Annotated in this window: 14 protein-coding genes; 8 read left to right on the forward strand and 6 right to left on the reverse strand. The window is 65.1% G+C overall.

Going from position 1 to position 17160, the window contains the following annotated elements:
* Window positions 1–9 precede the first annotated feature (9 nt).
* The 5 genes from AC07UW_RS09545 (at window position 10) to AC07UW_RS09565 (ending at window position 4699) form a co-directional block, all read left to right on the forward strand.
* A complete protein-coding gene (locus tag AC07UW_RS09545; RefSeq protein ID WP_032975462.1) occupies window positions 10–879 on the forward strand; it encodes a CheR family methyltransferase in 870 nt (289 codons plus the stop codon).
* Entirely contained in the window at window positions 876–1472 is a 597-nt protein-coding gene (gene cheD, locus AC07UW_RS09550) for a chemoreceptor glutamine deamidase CheD (protein ID WP_108759286.1), read from the forward strand. The genes AC07UW_RS09545 and cheD overlap by 4 nt, the downstream gene beginning before the upstream one ends.
* The gene (locus tag AC07UW_RS09555; protein WP_099783897.1) at window positions 1469–2542 is read left to right on the forward strand and encodes a protein-glutamate methylesterase/protein-glutamine glutaminase; all 1074 of its coding nucleotides are present in this window, start codon (window positions 1469–1471) and stop codon (window positions 2540–2542) included. The genes cheD and AC07UW_RS09555 overlap by 4 nt, the downstream gene beginning before the upstream one ends.
* Before the next feature lie 239 nt (window positions 2543–2781).
* Window positions 2782–4212, forward strand: coding sequence for a hypothetical protein (locus AC07UW_RS09560; RefSeq protein WP_495211922.1), 1431 nt, complete (start codon window positions 2782–2784; stop codon window positions 4210–4212).
* Between the two features lie 103 nt (window positions 4213–4315).
* Window positions 4316–4699 carry a hypothetical protein gene (locus AC07UW_RS09565; protein ID WP_223495031.1) on the forward strand — a complete coding sequence of 128 codons (384 nt, stop codon included), beginning with the start codon at window positions 4316–4318 and terminating at the stop codon, window positions 4697–4699.
* Between the two features lie 115 nt (window positions 4700–4814).
* Here the strand turns inward: AC07UW_RS09565 and AC07UW_RS09570 are convergent, their stop codons facing one another.
* The 5 genes from AC07UW_RS09570 to AC07UW_RS09590 all read right to left on the reverse strand — a co-directional run bounded on the left by AC07UW_RS09570 (window position 4815) and on the right by AC07UW_RS09590 (window position 9975).
* The gene (locus AC07UW_RS09570; protein ID WP_495211923.1) at window positions 4815–5906 is read right to left on the reverse strand and encodes a WG repeat-containing protein; all 1092 of its coding nucleotides are present in this window, start codon (window positions 5904–5906) and stop codon (window positions 4815–4817) included.
* Between the two features lie 219 nt (window positions 5907–6125).
* A complete protein-coding gene (locus AC07UW_RS09575) occupies window positions 6126–6590 on the reverse strand; it encodes a hypothetical protein (RefSeq protein WP_495211924.1) in 465 nt (154 codons plus the stop codon).
* A 124-nt stretch (window positions 6591–6714) separates the two neighbouring features.
* Window positions 6715–9306, reverse strand: a complete 2592-nt coding sequence (gene acnB / locus AC07UW_RS09580; RefSeq protein ID WP_495211925.1) for a bifunctional aconitate hydratase 2/2-methylisocitrate dehydratase — start codon at window positions 9304–9306, stop codon at window positions 6715–6717.
* 39 nt (window positions 9307–9345) lie between these two features.
* The gene (locus tag AC07UW_RS09585; protein WP_008267153.1) at window positions 9346–9744 is read right to left on the reverse strand and encodes a type II toxin-antitoxin system VapC family toxin; all 399 of its coding nucleotides are present in this window, start codon (window positions 9742–9744) and stop codon (window positions 9346–9348) included.
* A gap of 6 nt (window positions 9745–9750) precedes the next feature.
* On the reverse strand, window positions 9751–9975 hold the full coding sequence (locus AC07UW_RS09590) for an AbrB/MazE/SpoVT family DNA-binding domain-containing protein (RefSeq protein ID WP_230111144.1): 225 nt from the start codon (window positions 9973–9975) through the stop codon (window positions 9751–9753).
* Between the two features lie 300 nt (window positions 9976–10275).
* Here AC07UW_RS09590 and acnA point away from each other — a divergent pair, with 300 nt between their 5' ends.
* A complete protein-coding gene (gene acnA, locus AC07UW_RS09595) occupies window positions 10276–13029 on the forward strand; it encodes an aconitate hydratase AcnA (protein ID WP_495211926.1) in 2754 nt (917 codons plus the stop codon).
* Window positions 13030–13291: 262 nt separating this feature from the next.
* Here acnA and AC07UW_RS09600 read toward each other — a convergent pair whose 3' ends face one another.
* Window positions 13292–14842, reverse strand: coding sequence for a BCCT family transporter (locus tag AC07UW_RS09600; RefSeq protein WP_059064113.1), 1551 nt, complete (start codon window positions 14840–14842; stop codon window positions 13292–13294).
* 170 nt (window positions 14843–15012) lie between these two features.
* On the opposite strand from AC07UW_RS09600, the gene betI reads away from it, so the two are divergent.
* Together betI and betB are read left to right on the forward strand one after the other, a co-directional pair.
* Complete coding sequence (gene betI, locus AC07UW_RS09605) at window positions 15013–15603, forward strand: transcriptional regulator BetI (RefSeq protein WP_099818365.1); 591 nt, start codon at window positions 15013–15015, stop codon at window positions 15601–15603.
* A gap of 41 nt (window positions 15604–15644) precedes the next feature.
* Window positions 15645–17117, forward strand: a complete 1473-nt coding sequence (betB, locus tag AC07UW_RS09610; protein ID WP_312785826.1) for a betaine-aldehyde dehydrogenase — start codon at window positions 15645–15647, stop codon at window positions 17115–17117.
* Window positions 17118–17160 lie beyond the last annotated feature (43 nt).

Raw genomic sequence — 17160 nt, forward strand, 5'->3', positions numbered from 1 at the left:
GCCCCGCCGATGGACACGTCACCCGTGCAGAGCCCTACCCCCATCGTCAGCGGTACGCGCGAATTCGAATTCGCCGACCGTGATTTCCGCCGCGTCTGCGACCTGATCTACCAGCGCGTGGGCATCGCCCTCGCCCCGGCCAAGCGCGACATGGTGTACGGACGCCTGTCACGCCGGCTGCGCACGCTTGGCATGCGCAGCTTCCAGCAGTACCTGGACCACCTGGAACAGGGCGATGGTGACGAGTGGCAGGCATTCACCAATGCGCTGACCACCAACCTCACTGCGTTCTTCCGCGAGCCGCACCATTTCGACAAGCTGCGCGAAGAGCTGCAGCAGCGCAACGGGCGCGGCCCGCTGCTGTTGTGGTCGTGCGCCGCCTCCACCGGCGAAGAGCCCTACTCGATGGCGATCACCGCCTGCGAAGCGTTCGGCACCCTGAAGCCGCCGGTGCGCATCGTCGCTACCGACGTTGACACCCAGGTGCTGGCCACCGCCGGCCGCGGCGTCTACAACATCGACCGTGTCGCCGGCCTCGACCCGGACCTGCGTCGCCGCTATTTCCAGCGTGGCAGTGGTCCCAACGAAGGCCAGTGCCGCGTGCTGCCGGCGCTGCGCGAGCTGATCGAATTCCGCCCGTTGAACCTGCTGGCACCGCGATACGACGTCGGTGGCCCATTCGATGCGCTGTTCTGCCGCAACGTGATGATCTACTTCGACAAGCCGACCCAGCGCGCGATTCTTGGTCGCCTGGTCAACCACCTGGCCGACGACGGCCTGCTCTATACCGGCCATTCGGAGAACTACCTGCACGCTGCCGATCTGATCCAGCCCTGCGGCCGTACCCTGTACCGTCGTGCGGCAAAGGCCGGCGCATGAACGCATCACTGCGTACCGACGATGTGATGCGCTACCAGGACGCACGCTTCAAGACCGTCGCCGCCAAGCTTCTGCCAACCCAGTACCTGGTGGTGGATGACACAACCGCGCTGACCACTACGCTGGGCTCCTGCGTGGCCGCTTGCCTGCGCGACCCGGTACTGAAGATCGGCGGCATGAACCACTTCCTGCTGCCCGAAGGCAACGCCGGCGACGGCGCGCCCGCGCGTTATGGCAGCTACGCGATGGAACTGCTGATCAACGACATGCTCAAGCGCGGCGCCCACCGCAAGCGCATCGAGGCGAAGGTGTTCGGCGGCGCCAACGTGCTGAAGGGCTTCACCAGCAATCCGGTAGGCACCCGCAACGCCGAATTCGTGCGCCAGTACCTGCAGGCCGAGCACATCCCGATCCTCGCCGAGGACCTGTGCGGCATCCATCCGCGCAAGATCTGGTTCTTCGCCGATACCGGCCGCGTGGTGGTGCAGCGCCTGCCACACGCCCACGAAGCCGAAGTCGCCGCGACCGAATCGGCCGTACGCGCACGCCTGTCCAAGGCCCCGGTCACCGGTGGCGTGGAGCTGTTCGAATGACCCTGACCGGCAACGCCCCCTGCCGGGTCCTGATCGTCGACGACTCCGCCGTCGTGCGGCAGATGCTCACCGAAATCCTGTCCAGCGATCCGGCCATCGACGTGGTCGGCACCGCCGCCGACCCGCTGCTGGCCCGCGAGAAGATCAAGCGCCTGGCCCCGGACGTGATCACGCTGGACGTGGAAATGCCACGCATGGATGGCCTGGCGTTCCTGGAAAACCTGATGCGCCTGCACCCGCTGCCGGTGGTGATGATCTCTTCGCTGACCGAACGCGGCGCCGATACCACCCTGCAGGCACTGGGCCTGGGCGCGGTGGATTTCGTGTCCAAGCCCAAGCTCGACGTGGCCCGCGGCCTGCAGGGTTATGCCGATGAAATCATCGCCAAGGTAAAGATGGCTGCGCGTTCCCGGGTGCGCCCGCTGGTACGCGTGGCCACGCCGAAACTCACGCTGGACGCAGCACCTGCCGCGCGCCCGGCAGCAACGCAGTTCCGCACCACCGACCGCCTGATCGCCATCGGCTCGTCGGCTGGCGGTACCGAAGCATTGCGCGTGGTGCTGGAAGGCATGCCCGCCGACGGTCCGGCCGTAGTGATGACCCAGCACCTGCCCGCCAGCTTCAGCACTGCCTTCGCCGAACGACTGGACCGTCACTCGGCAATGGCCGTGCGCGAAGCCAGCGACGGTGAAGCGGTTCTGCCCGGCCACGCCTACCTGCCTCCGGGCGGCAAGCACCTGCGGATCATCCGCGACGGTGCGCGCTGGCGCTGCCGTGTCGACGATGGTCCTGCGGTGAACCGGCACAAGCCGGCGGTGGACGTGCTGTTCCGCTCGGTGGCACAGAGCGCAGGCGGCAACGCCATCGGCGCGATCCTCACCGGCATGGGCGACGACGGTGCACGCGGCCTGCTGGAAATGCGCCAGGCCGGGGCTCCGACATTGGTGCAGGACGAGGCGACCAGCGTGGTCTGGGGCATGCCCGGCGCGGCCTTCAAGCTCGGCGCTGCCGAGGAACAGGTGCCGCTGGAGCGCATTGCCGAACGGTTGCTGGCGCTGGCGCGCGGCTGAGCGTCTGCAGCGTCACCTCTGCCACTCCCTTTTTTCCACGTGCCGGCCGGGAAAGGCCGGCACGGATGTTTCGATTTTCATGGAGCTTGACCATGGCCCTGCGCGCCCTCCCCGCCCGATCCTCCCTGCTGGCAGTCGTCCTGTTGGCCCCACTGGTGACTACAGCTGCCACAGCACCGGCCACGCCATCGGCCAGGCCCGTGCCCCAAAGCGATGGCCCCGCCTCCTGGACCGAGCGTGTGCAGATCCTGAGCGGCCCGGACAGCGCATCGAAGCGTCTGCACGCGCCCGACGTGGCACTGCGCATCGTCACTCCCGATGACAGCGAGGCGCTCACACCAAAGGGACTGGCCCTGCTGTTCAGCGGCAACGAGCCGGACTACTTCCGGCGCAACCACCTGCCCGGCAGCATCATCGAGGGCCAGGCCAGCCCCGCCATCACGCTGATGCCGAATGTGGCCAAGGCACTGGTGGGCGGCTACTTCCGCTATGCACCCGACGCTGTGCCCACGCAGACCAGTACGCTGCGCTTCAGTGCAGATGATTGGGTGCTGGTACACCAGGGCAATACGCGCAAGGATCCGCTGTACCGCCTCAACCATTCCAGCACGATCCAGCAGCGCCGCGCCGATGGCAGCCTGGCCGAGATCATCAGCTGCAACGACAGTGATGACCGGGCGACCCTGGGCGCGTGGCAGGCCGATGACTACGCCAGGCTCAAGAGCGCGGCGCAGAAGATCACCATGAAATGCATCGACAAACTCATCAAGCGGATACCGGCGATGTACCCACGCCCGCTGGCGGCGGAAGACCTCAGTGCCTATGCGGGCGGCGCGGTTCCGCCGGCACGGGTGCGCGTGTTCGCCGACTTCGGCCGGACCACGACGTTGTTTACCGATGCCTCCTGCCGCACCGACTACCGTGACCGGATTGACGTCAAGTACAACAACGCCGGTGACAAGGGCCTGCTTGGCATTCCCAGCACCGAGGCCCTGCGCAGCAAGGAGAACCAGCGATTCTCCACGCTCAGCTACCAGGAGTACGAAGTTCCCGGTGGCAAGCCGCTGATCTTCGAGGCGGCCTTTGACCCGAAAAGCGGTCTCTACTGCAAGGGCACGCTGTCAGGCCAGTTCGTGGCCAAGCCCGGGCAGGATTACGAGGTGGAATTTGAAGTGGCCGACAAGATGTGCCGGCTGCATATCCGCCAGGTGCATGCCGATGGCAGCGTGACACCACAGCAGGCGCGGCCAACCCCCACGATCTGCGAGGGCACCCGCGCGCCGGTGCGCATCGAACCGCGCCAGGACATGCAGGTCCTGCTGTTCACCCCGGGCAAGCTGCAGATCCAGGACGCCACGCAGAACAGTGCGCCGCAGCAGCTGAGCGACGACGCCAGCGCCAACGCCGCGCTGCAGCAGGTGCTGCAGCAGGCCAGCAGCACCCCCGGTACGCGGTTGTGCATCGTGACGCCCGGCAGCACCTACAGCAGCCCACTGCGCGACGCGCTTTGGAACCGGGTGCTGGAATCGCCACAGGCGCTGCCCAGTCTGTGGCTGGAGGCTGCCGCAGTGACTCCGTCGCACAGCGCCGCAGCAGGCGCCCAGGTCGACCTCGCCACCGCCATGACCCACTGCAAGGCAATCCCGATCAAGGAATTCGCCGCGTACTGATGGCCGTCCAACGCAGGCGGGATGGGTCATGCCATCCCGCCTGCGTGTCGGCCGCGGTGCCGGCATGGGCCGGATGTGCTTTCATTGCAGCAACGCATAACGGATGCTGCGCGTGTCGACACGGATGTGGTGGAAAGCCCACCTGCTGGCCCTACTGGTGTCGCTGCCCGTGGTTCCGGCCGTCGCCAGTGGCGACCTGTTCTACTTCGAGGCCCAGCACGGCGAGATATTCTTCACGCTGATGATGGTCGGCCGTGAGGACCCCGGCGAAGTCAACGTCAGCTGGAAGGGCCCATCGATTGCGGAGGTACCGAATGTTCGCCGCCGGTACTACATCGAATTCAACCGCGCCAAGCGGCGGGCCTACGTCCGCCCGCTCACCCGCGACGGCCTGCCCTGGTTCGAGATGGACGTCTCCGGCGGGCGTGGCAACGTGCTGTTCGCCGGCCAGCGCCTGCAGGGCACGGCGGACTGGACCATCCAGTAACAAAAAGCCCCCGGCTTGCACCAGGGACTTTCATCACAACAGTAGTCTCACCCGCTCGGGTAGCGCCGGGCCATGCCCGGCGTGATCTTCAATCCGCGTCAACCTGCCCCGACTGTCATCTGGGGCTCGGTCGCAAGCTCGCCAGAACGGATCGGTCAGGCTTCATCAGCTCCAAAGTCCGGTCTGTCTTCAACATCTCAAATAGACCATCCGCGCGATGATGAATCGATAGGAATCCCTGCTCAAACAGCATTGTTCCTGTGTCTGGATCAAGAAAATTAACCGTAACATCACCGGCACTGTTTCGCTCACGCACGGAAACCAAGCCATTCGAAACACTCACGTAGCCGTAGCGGGGCGCCAGCCTCCACCGCCCCGACTCATCCAGAAGGCCCCAGCGACCCCGCAGTGAGAGGGCATAGACCCTCGTTCCATCCGCCAAGAGCGCCGGTGAGGGATCATGCGGGGTGAAATCAGCCAGCGCATTACCGCGCAGATCGAGTATGTGATACCCCGGGTCATACCCCGGCCGTTCGAATGCCGCGACCAGATTCGGACCCAATGGCCTTATTCGACGGTAGCGAGGAGGAATCAGCCAAGCGCCAGCGACATCTATTACACCCCATCCTCCATCGGCTTGGGCCAACAGCAGTTGGTCATCCAGTCCTGCCGCGGTTTGAAAAGGCGCAAGTCGGTAGTACAGGGAGGACGAGATGCTGCCATCATCCAGCATCATGAAACGCACCCCTGCTTCGCCGGGCTTTTGATACCGGACCATCCTGCGGTTCAACGGATACAGGCCTGCAGTGTGTTGCGCAGAGCGCAGCGATCCATCCAGGCCTACGACGTACTCATCATCTTCCGAACTGAAGATTACATAGCCCACTCGTTCAGCGAACTCATCTGTCTTCATACAGTGGCCTGCAGGGGTCGGAAACATCGAACCCGCGCGCGTGAAGTGCAGGCACTCGCCGTCTTCGGCTACCGCAGAAAGCAGGTACTCACCCCGACCAAACTTGAACCGATATCGACCCATGGGTGCCACTTGCACCCCGTGGGGATCCAGCACCGTGTCGTTGCCGCCTTGGGTGGCGAGCGCGAAACCCGACCTGTTGAAGGTCATCTGGTCGTAGTCCTGGCGTCCTATGCCTGCCAGCGATCGATCAACCAGGCCAAAGTGGACACCATCGCGCGAAGCGATGGCCACTTCCCCCTCATGACCCAAGGGACCAAAACTGCCAAAGACACTGAAAACGGGACCGGACCTGCCCTTCGCGTCAAGGAAGCGGGTCGTGCAGCGCCGCTTTTCACTGTTGCAGAGCTCTACAGCCGGGTTTCCAGCCCAGGACGCCGATTGCAGGAGATCGTTCTCGCCTTTCTCCTCAAACCGACGCACCAATCGGCCCCGTGCATTGAAGAAGTCGATTCACGTGAACGCCTTGGGCGGGTTCCGCAGCAACACCTTGGCTTCGATCATCCCGTTGCCATGTACCTCAACCCAGTCGTAATGCGTTTCAAGGACGATACGTCCTTCTGAATTCATGACGCCCCTGTTCGTCCCCCTTTCGAAGACCGCCACTCCACTTTTGAATGGGCGGATGTATTGCATTCCCCGATGCTCGGCCAGTTGTCGGCCCGTGCCATCCAGCACCACGCAGCGACCCTCATGACAGAGGCCGTGGCGTGTAGTGCTATCGAAACGTGGCGGCGGTTCGATGGGCTGTGGCATTGCGGGCGCCGGCGTTGCGCCTGCCGATGGCGCAATGGTCAGAAGTACAGAAGCCAATAGAATGCCCAGAGCCTGGGTGGTGACGGTACGGCGATGGGTAGGGCAGGAAGTCAGCAGAAATGAGCGGCGCATCTCAGTCGAGACCGAAGAGGGGGCATCCACGGTAGGCGCCATGCATCTCCACAGAAATACAACTTCTACGAAAGTGCCGCTCCACAAAAAACCCCCGGCTTTCACCGGGGGTTCTTCGTTTCAACGGGCTGCCGGCCAACGGCCGGCCCTACCTTCAGGCAGCGACCGTGTTGGCCACGTCCTGGTATTCCTCGATCTGGTCGAAGTTCATGTAGCGGTAGATCTCGCTGCCGCTGGCGGCGATCACACCGATATCGGCCATGTACTCTTCCTTGGTCGGAATGCGGCCCAGGCGCGAGCAGATTGCCGCCAGTTCCGCCGAGCCCAGGTACACGTTGGTGTTGCGACCCAGGCGGTTCGGGAAGTTGCGGGTCGAGGTCGACATCGCGGTGGAGCCTTCGCGGATCTGCGCCTGGTTGCCCATGCACAGCGAGCAGCCCGGCATTTCCATGCGTGCGCCGGTCGCGCCGAAGGTGCCGTACACGCCTTCCTTGGTCAGCTCGGACGCATCCATCTTGGTCGGCGGGGCCACCCACAGGCGGGTCGGCAGGTCACGCTTGCCTTCCAGCAGCTTCGCAGCCGCACGGAAGTGACCGATGTTGGTCATGCACGAACCGATGAACACTTCGTCGATCTTGGCGCCAGCGACTTCGGACAGGGTCTTCACGTCGTCCGGGTCGTTCGGGCAGGCCACGATCGGCTCGTGGATGTCGGCCAGGTCGATCTCGATGACGGCGGCGTACTCGGCGTCGGCATCCGGCTCCAGCAGCTCCGGGTTGGCCAGCCACGCTTCCATCTTCTCGATACGGCGCTGCAGCGAGCGCGGATCCTGGTAACCCTCGGCAATCATCCACTTCAGCAGCGTGATGTTGCTGGTGAGGTACTCGATGATCGGTTCCTTGTTCAGGCGCACCGAGCAGCCGGCCGCCGAACGCTCGGCCGAGGCATCGGACAGTTCGAAGGCCTGTTCGACCTTCAGTTCCGGCAGGCCTTCGATTTCCAGAATGCGGCCGGAGAAGATGTTCTTCTTGCCAGCCTTGGCCACGGTCAGCAGGCCCGACTTGATCGCGTACAGCGGGATCGCGTTGACCAGGTCACGCAGGGTCACGCCCGGCTGCATCTTGCCCTTGAAGCGCACCAGCACCGACTCCGGCATGTCCAGCGGCATCACGCCGGTGGCAGCGGCGAAGGCGACCAGGCCCGAACCGGCCGGGAACGAAATGCCCACCGGGAAACGGGTGTGCGAGTCGCCGCCGGTACCGACGGTGTCCGGCAGCAGCATGCGGTTGAGCCAGCTGTGGATCACGCCGTCGCCCGGACGCAGCGAAATGCCGCCGCGAGTGGAGATGAACTCCGGCAGGGTGTGATGGGTCTTGACGTCCACCGGCTTCGGGTAGGCCGCGGTGTGGCAGAACGACTGCATCACCAGGTCGGCCGAGAAGCCCAGGCAGGCCAGGTCCTTCAGCTCGTCGCGGGTCATCGGGCCGGTGGTGTCCTGCGAGCCCACCGAGGTCATCTTCGGTTCGCAGTAGGTGCCCGGGCGCATGCCCTGCCCTTCAGCCAGGCCACAGGCGCGGCCGACCATCTTCTGTGCCAGCGAGAAGCCCTTGCCGGTGTCGGCCGGCTGCACCGGCAGGCGGAACAGGTCGGTCGGGGCCAGGCCCAGCGCTTCACGCGCCTTGCCGGTCAGGCCACGGCCGATGATCAGCGGAATGCGGCCACCGGCACGCACTTCGTCGAACAGCACTTCGGACTTGACCTGGAATTCTGCGATCACTTCGCCGTTCTTCAGCGCCTTGCCGTCGTACGGACGCAGCTCGACCACATCGCCGTGCTCCATCTTCGACACGTCCAACTCGATCGGCAGCGCGCCGGCATCTTCCATGGTGTTGTAGAAGATCGGGGCGATCTTCGAACCCAGGCAGACGCCACCGGCGCGCTTGTTCGGGATGTACGGAATGTCATCGCCGGTCCACCACAGCACGCTGTTGGTGGCCGACTTGCGCGAGGAACCGGTGCCGACCACGTCGCCGACATAGGCGACCAGATGGCCCTTGTCCTTCAGCGACAGGATCTGCTGGATCGGGCCGCGCTTGCCGTCTTCTTCCGGGGTGAACGCGGCGTCGTCACGCTTGTTCTTCAGCATCGCCAGGGCGTGCATCGGAATGTCCGGGCGGGTGGTCGCGTCCGGTGCCGGCGACAGGTCGTCGGTGTTGGTCTCGCCCGGCACCTTGAACACGGTGACGGTCAGGCTTTGCGGCACTTCCGGGTTGCTGGTGAACCACTCGGCATCGGCCCAGCTCTGCAGCACGGACTGGGCGTTGGCATTGCCGGCCTTGGCCTTTTCCTGCACGTCATGGAACGCATCGAACACCAGCAGGGTCTTCTTCAGCGCGTCGGCAGCGATGGCGCCAACGCTGGCATCGTCCAGCAGCTGCACCAGCGGCGCGACGTTGTAACCGCCCAGCATGGTGCCCAGCAGTTCGGTGGCGCGCTCGCGGCTGATCAGCGGGTTCTGCTCGCTGCCCAGTGCGATCGCGGCCAGGTACGAGGCCTTGACCTTGGCAGCGTCATCGACGCCGGCCGGCACGCGGTGGGTCAGCAGGTCGAGCAGGAACTCGGCCTCGCCCTGCGGCGGGTTCTTCAGCAGTTCGATGACATCGGCCGTCTGCTGCGCGGTCAGCGGCAGGGGCGGGATGCCAAGCGCAGCGCGCTCGGCGACGTGGTGGCGGTAGGCTTCCAACATGACAACTCCCGGGTAATACGATTTGAGGATTGGACGGGCTCAGGCTTGCGGCACGATCAGCTTCAGGCCCTTGAAGTAGTCGCGGTAAAACGTGTCGTTCCAGGTGATCAGGCCATCGCACTGCAGCAGTGCGTGGGCGCCGACCATGAATTCATCCAGGCTGCGGCGGCTGCCGCTGCGCTGGCGGTGACGGCGGTGCATCTCGCCGGCGCGCAGCGCCGACTTGGCTTCCATCGGGTTGAAGTGCACGCCCATTTCTTCCAGCGCTTCGAGCACCTCGGCACCGCCGCGCAGCGATGCGCAGACCTCGGCCAGGGTCGCGCCGCAGACCACTACGCGGCCACCCACCAGGCTCTGCCTGAGGATGGCCTCCACGGCATCGGCCTGCGGACCATTGCTGAGCAGCTCGACCAGCACCGGTGAATCAACGGCGATCATCACGGCTTATTCCTCGTCGCGCACCGAACGCACGGCGGCGTCGGCCGATTCGAAGCCATCCAGCGCGAACTTGCCGCGCGCCCGTGAAATGGCATCGTCAACACTCTTGCGCAGGATGATGCGGCTGCCATCCAGTTCGACCTTCAGCAAGGTGCCCTTGGTCAGGCCGAGGGCATCACGCACCGCCTTGGGCAGGGTGATCTGTCCGCGTTCTGCAACAGTGGCTTCCATCGGTAGGCCCTCCAGAGTATGCACAAATTATACATACTTCCCCGGGCATACTTCCACCCTGAACTGGACCGGCACTCCGCCAGTCCTTGCCTCGCAAAGGATCGGCCACACACGTGACATACGCCATACACCTTCCCCTGTAGTCTGGAACCGATGCCGCAGGCCGGACCCGGCCCGGGTGAATCCATTCAGTTTGGGGTTCATACTGGGAGCACCGGGGCCAGCAGGCCCGCGGCGACCGCAAGCAGGCCCGTCCACGCACGAGCCACTGCAAGCCATCCGCAAGAGGAGTCATCCCGCATGAGCGATTCGTTCTCCACCCGCAGCCAGCTGGACGTCGGCGGCAAGACCTACGACTACTTCAGCCTGCCCAAGCTGGGCCAGCGCTTCGACATCTCCCACCTGCCCTACTCGATGAAGATCCTGCTGGAGAACCTGCTCCGGCACGAGGATGGCGGCGTCACCGTCGGCAAGGATCACATCGAGGCCGTCGCCCGCTGGCAGCCCAGCGCCGAACCGGATACCGAAATCGCCTTCATGCCCGCGCGCGTGGTCCTGCAGGACTTCACCGGCGTGCCCTGCGTGGTCGACCTGGCCGCGATGCGCGATGCGGTGGTCAAGCTCGGCGGCCGCCCCGAACAGATCAATCCGCTGATTCCCTCCGAACTGGTCATCGACCACTCGGTGCAGGTGGATGTGTTCGGCAAGCCCGACGCGCTGGACCTCAACGGCAAGATTGAATTCCAGCGCAACCAGGAACGCTACGGCTTCCTGCGCTGGGGCCAGAAGGCCTTCGACAACTTCAAGGTGGTGCCGCCCAACACCGGCATCGTCCACCAGGTGAACCTGGAAAACCTGGCCCGCGTGGTGATGACCGCGGACAAGGACGGCAAGGCCGTTGCGTATCCGGATACCGTGTTCGGCACCGACAGCCACACCACGATGATCAACGGCATCGGCGTGCTCGGCTGGGGCGTGGGCGGCATCGAAGCCGAGGCGGCCATGCTCGGCCAGCCTTCGTCGATGCTGATTCCGCAGGTGGTCGGCTTCAAGCTGACCGGCAAGCTGCCCGAAGGCGCCACCGCCACCGACTTGGTGCTGACCGTCACCCAGATGCTGCGCAAGCTCGGCGTGGTCGGCAAGTTCGTCGAGTTCTACGGTGATGGCCTGCAGCACCTGCCACTGGCCGACCGCGCGACCATCGGCAACATGGCGCCCGAATACGGCGCCACCTGCGGCATCTTCCCGATCGACAACGAATCGCTGACCTACCTGCGCCTGTCCGGCCGCAGCGAAGAGCAGATCGCCCTGGTCGAAGCCTATGCCAAAGCGCAGGGCCTGTGGCACGACGCCAACAGCCCGCATGCGCAGTACAGCACCACGCTGGAACTGGACATGGGCACGGTGAAGCCCTCGCTGGCCGGCCCCAAGCGCCCGCAGGACCGCGTGCTGCTGGAAGACGTGCAGAAGAACTACCGCGACGCGCTGGTCGGCATGACCGCCAACCGCGACAAGCGCAGCGAGGATGTCTCCACCTTCGTCAATGAAGGCGGCGGCGCGGCAGTTGGCAACGAGCAGCTGGCCAAGGGCTACGCCGACATCGAGATGGACGGCCGGAAGGTACGGCTGAAGGACGGCGCGGTGGTCATCGCCGCCATCACCTCGTGCACCAACACGTCCAACCCGGCGGTGATGATCGGTGCTGGGCTGCTGGCCCGCAACGCGGCCGCCAAGGGGCTGGACCGCAAGCCGTGGGTCAAGACCTCGCTCGGCCCAGGCTCGCGTGTGGTCACCGACTATCTTGAAAAGGCCGGCGTTCTCACCGAGCTGGAGAAGATCGGCTTCTACGTAGTGGGCTATGGCTGCACCACCTGCATCGGCAACTCCGGCCCGCTGCCGACCGAAGTCAGCGCCGGCATCGCCAGTGGCGACCTGGTGGTGACCTCGGTGCTGTCGGGCAACCGCAACTTCGAGGGCCGCGTGCATCCCGAAGTGAAGATGAACTACCTGGCTAGCCCGCCGCTGGTGGTGGCCTACGCAATCGCCGGCACCACCGACATCGACCTGACCACCGAGCCGCTGGGCACCGGCAGCGATGGTCAGCCGGTGTACTTGCGCGACATCTGGCCAAGCAACAAGGAAATCGGCGACGTCATCGCCGCCACGGTCGGCCCGGAGATGTTCAAGCAGAACTACGCCGACGTGTTCAAGGGCGATACCCGTTGGAACACCATCGCCTCGCCGGACGGTGACCTGTACGCGTGGAGCGATGCGTCCACCTACATCAAGAACCCGCCGTACTTCGATGGCATGACCATGCAGGTCGGCAGCATCGATGATGTGCACGGCGCACGGGTGATGGGCCTGTTCGGCGATTCGATCACCACCGACCATATCTCCCCGGCCGGCAACATCAAGAAGGATTCGCCGGCGGGCCGCTTCCTGCAGGAGCGCGGCGTGCAGCCGGCCGACTTCAACAGCTACGGCAGCCGCCGCGGCAACGATGACGTGATGGTCCGCGGCACCTTCGCCAACATCCGCATCAAGAACCTGATGTTCGGTGGCGAAGAAGGCGGCAACACCCTGTACTACCCGGCCAACGGCGGCCAGCCGGAAAAGCTTGCGATCTACGATGCGGCAATGAAGTACAAGGCCGACAAGGTGCCGCTGGTGGTGCTGGCAGGCAAGGAATACGGCACCGGCTCGTCGCGTGACTGGGCCGCCAAGGGCACCCTGCTGCTGGGGGTGAAGGCGGTCATCGCCGAAAGCTTCGAACGCATCCACCGCTCCAACCTGGTCGGCATGGGCGTGCTGCCGCTGCAGTTCCGCAACGGCGAAAACGCACAGTCGCTGGGCCTGGATGGCTCGGAAGTGATCGATGTCACCGGCCTGCAGGATGGCGCCAGCAAGCGCGCCACGGTCACCGCGACCAAGGCCGATGGCACGAAGAAGACCTTCGAAGTCTCGGTGATGCTGCTGACCCCGAAGGAAGTGGAGTACTTCCGCCACGGTGGACTGCTGCAGTACGTGCTGCGCCAGTTGGCAAGTCGCTGAACCCTTCCGTGGACCCAATGGGCGGAAGCCCGGCCCCCGCGCCAGCGCGGGGGCGCTGCGGAGGCGAGCGAACCCGTGGTTCGCAAGCGCGCCTCCTCGCCCACCACGGTGGCCTGCTGCAGTACGTGCTGCGCCAGCTGGCTGCCAGGTAACGGGTAGCGCCGGGCCATGCCCGGCGGATCCCGGAAACAAACGAAAAGGGCCGGATCCTCACAGATCCGGCCCTTTTCTTTAGCGCTCGCCGGGCATGGCCCGGCGCTACCTACCGGCGTGGCGCGTCCGGGTCGGTACGCAGCGCCTTCAGCAGGCCCCACATGTAGAACGCCAGGATCAATGAGAACGGCAGGCCGCACAGCACCACCGCCGTCTGCATCGCGCTGAAGTTGCCGGCCAGCAGCAGGCCGACGCTGGCCACGGTAATGCCCGCCGCCCAGAACACGCGCAGCCAGATCGGCGCGTCATGCCCATCCTCCACGCCATCATCGACACGCCGGGTGCACAGGTTTGCGATCATCAGCGTGCCCGAATCGACCGGGGTCAGGAACAACACGAAACCAATGACCACTGCCGCACCAGCGATGTACGGCGCCGCGGGCAAGTACTCCAGCAGCTTGAACAGGGTCATCGCCGCATCGTGCTGGGCCACTTGGCCCAGCACCGCCTGGCCGTGGTTCAGTACCAGGTCGATGGCGGTGTTGCCGAAGATCGACAGCCAGGCCAGGGTGAAACCCAACGGGATCAACAGCACGCCCATGATCACTTCCCGGATGGTGCGGCCGCGCGAGATGCGCGCCACGAACAGGCCCACGAACGGTGCCCAGGCGATCCACCACGCCCAGTAGAACAGCGTCCACGAGCCCATCCACTCACGTCCCTTCGGATCATTGAGGTACATGTCGAAGCTCTTGCGCACGAACGCGCCCAGATAGTCGCCGGTGTTCTGCACCAAGCCATCGAACAGGTGCAGGGTTGGCCCGGTCACCAGAACGAACAGCAGCAGCAGGCACAGCAGGCGCACGTTGAGGTTGGACAGCCAGGCGATGCCTTTCTCCACGCCGGCAACCACGCCGATGGTGGCCACGACCATCATCACCAGCACGATGGCCACGAGCACCTGCGGCGTATCCGGGATGTGGAACAGGTACACCAGGCCGGACTGCACCACCAGCGCACCGATGCCGAGGTTGGTGACCATCGAGATCAGCGTCGCGAGGATGCCGAAGCCATCCACCATGTCACCGATGCGGCCATGGATACGCTCGCCGAAGATCGGGTACAGCGCCGAACGCAGGGCCAGCGGCAGGTTGCGGCGGTAGGCGAAGTAGCCCAGCGCCACGCCGACCAGCGCGTACAGCGCCCAGCCATGCAGGCCCCAGTGCAGGAAGGTCAGCACCATCGCTTCGCGGCCGGCAGCGACCGTACCGCCGGGCTGCCCGGGCGGGTTGAGGAAATGATCGAGCGGCTCGTAGGCGCCGTAGTACAGCAGCGCGATGCCGATGCCGGCCGAGAACAGCATCGACACCCAGGCCACGTAGCCGAAGGCCGGCGATTCCTCGTTATGGCCCAGGCGGATGCGCCCATATGGCGAGAACGCCAGCCACAGCACGAAACCCAGGCAGGCCACGATCAGCAGCATGTACCACCAGCCGAACGCCGCCGAGACCTCGGCCTGCGCCCATTGCAGCCAGTGCTCGCTGGCCTCCGGGAAAAAGACGGTCAACGCACCGAGGATGCCGATGGAGACCGACGAACTGAAGAACACGAAACGGTTCAAGCGCAGGGGCGAGCGCTTGGGATGAGCCAGGGAAGACATGGGGTCGTCTCATCAGTCCAAGGGGGCACATGGGCGGGGCCGGACCGGAAACCGGGCCCATGGCGTGGGGGCGCGACCGGCATCGTAGGGTTTATTGATTGAACGTTCAATCAATAAAAAGTATGATCTTCACCAGCCCGGCAGTCCGGGTCGCAATCCGTGGAGAGACAATGCCGAAGAAAGGCGTGGAACCGGTCCGTCGCGAGCAGTTGATCCGGGCCACTTTCCAGACCATTGACGAGATCGGCATGGCCGATGCCACCGTCGCCACCATCGCAAAGAAGGCCGGCCTGTCCAGCGGCATCGTCGCCCACTACTTCGGCGACAAGGACGGCCTGCTCAATGCGGCGATGCGGCAGATCCTGCGCGAGCTGAAGGCAGCCGTCGCCCGCTATCGCGACGCCGCGGCGGACGACGCACGTTCACAGCTTCGCGCCATCGTCGATGGCAACTTCGACGATAGCCAGACCAACGGGACCGCCATGCGTGTATGGCTGACGTTCTGGGCCGCGAGCATGCACCAGCCGGAACTGACCCGGCTGCAGCGCGCCAACGACCAGCGACTGTTCTCCAACCTCTGCCACCAGTTCAACCGCCAGTTGCCGCATGCGCAGGCACGCCTGTCCGCACGCGGACTGGCCGCGATGATCGACGGACTGTGGCTGCGCGGCAGCCTGGTCGGTGGAGACTTCAACGCCGACAAGGCCCGCCGCATCGCCTACGGCTACATCGATTTCCAATTGCAGGCCAACGCGCCCTGAGCGCGCCACGACCCAGCCCCACCCCTTCCAGGAGCAAGCCGATGACCACCCTGCCCGTGCAACAGCTCTACATCCACGGCCGCCGCGTCGACGCCACCAGTGGCAAGACCTTCCAGACCGTCAACCCTGCCAATGGCCAGGTGCTGGCCGACGTGCAGATCGCCAGCCAGGCCGATGTCGAACGCGCCGTTGAAAGCGCCAGCGAAGGCCAGAAGGTGTGGGCAGCGATGACCGCCATGGAGCGCTCGCGCATCCTGCGCCGTGCCGTCGAGATCCTGCGCGAGCGCAACGATGAGCTGGCCCACCTGGAAACCCTGGATACCGGCAAGGCGCTGGCCGAAACCACCACGGTGGACATCGTCACCGGTGCCGACGTGCTGGAGTACTACGCCGGCCTGGCCACCGCCATCGAAGGCATCCAGCTGCCGCTGCGCGAATCGAGCTTCTTCTATACCCGCCGCGAGCCGCTGGGCGTGGTCGCCGGCATCGGCGCCTGGAACTACCCGATCCAGATCGCCATGTGGAAGTCGGCCCCGGCCTTGGCCGCCGGCAATGCAATGGTGTTCAAGCCGTCCGAAGTGACCCCGCTGACCGCGATCAAGCTGGCCGAGATCTACTCCGAAGCCGGCGTGCCGGACGGCGTGTTCAACGTCGTGCAGGGCCCGGGCCGCGAGATCGGCAACTGGCTGACCGAGCACCCGGTGATCGAGAAGATCTCCTTCACCGGCGGCGTGGCCACCGGCAAGAAGGTCATGGCCAGCGCCGCGTCCTCGTCGCTGAAGGAAGTGACGATGGAACTGGGCGGCAAGTCGCCGCTGGTGATCTGTGACGACGCCGATCTGGACCGGGCCGCCGACATCGCGGTGATGGCCAACTTCTTCAGCTCCGGCCAGGTCTGCACCAACGGCACCCGCGTGTTCGTGCCGCGCAGCATGCTGGCCGCGTTCGAAGCCGCGGTGGTCGAGCGCGTCAAGCGCATCCGCATCGGCGACCCGATGGCCGCCGAGACCAACTTCGGCCCGCTGACCAGCTTCCCGCACATGGAAAACGTGCTGCGCTTCATCGAAAGCGGCAAGAGCGAAGGCGCGCGCCTGCTGACCGGCGGCGGTCGTGCCACCGACGGTGCCCTGGCCGACGGCGCCTACGTGCTGCCGACGGTGTTCTCCGACTGCCGCGACGACATGACGATTGTCCGGGAAGAAATCTTCGGACCGGTGATGAGCATCCTTGCCTACGACGACGAGGACGAAGTGATCCGTCGCGCCAACGACACCACCTTCGGCCTGGCCGCAGGCGTGGTCAGCAAGGACATCAGCCGCGCCCACCGCATCATCCATCGCCTGGAAGCTGGCATCTGCTGGATCAACACCTGGGGCGAGTCGCCGGCCGAAATGCCGGTGGGTGGCTACAAGCAGTCCGGCGTTGGCCGCGAGAACGGTATCTCCACCCTCGGCCACTACACCCGCATCAAGTCGGTGCAGGTCGAGCTGGGCGACTACGCCAGCGTGTTCTGACCGGCGCACCCTGAGCACCGCCCATCGTCCGGCCACCGCGCCG

The sequence above is a fragment of the Stenotrophomonas sp. GW821-FHT02D01 genome, from assembly GCF_059421765.1.